1 protein-coding gene is annotated in these 265 nt (G+C 59.2%); it reads right to left on the minus strand.

The features are described from left to right. Positions 1–265: aminoacyl--tRNA ligase-related protein (locus ACRHOZ_RS21030; RefSeq protein WP_431130252.1), on the minus strand; the 265-nt coding region annotated here is incomplete at both ends.

Consider the following 265-nt stretch of genomic DNA (forward strand, 5'->3'; position numbering starts at 1 on the left):
CGTTTGCAGTCTTCGTCCAGCTTATCTTTATACTGCTCAAGATAGGCCACCAGCGCGTCGCGATAGTTAGCGCGAGCCTCCAGCGAACCGATAGAGTTCAGCTCCAGCGCAACGTGGCTGGAGATGCCCAGCTCGCGCCACCAGCGGGCGGTCAGCATAATCAGCTCGGCATCAATATCCGGCCCCTGCAGACCGAACGCTTCCGCGCCAATCTGGTGGAACTGGCGATAACGCCCTTTTTGCGGACGTTCGTGGCGGAACATCG

Source organism: Flagellimonas flava, assembly GCF_050617915.1.
GTDB lineage: Bacteria > Bacteroidota > Bacteroidia > Flavobacteriales > Flavobacteriaceae > Flagellimonas > Flagellimonas flava_A.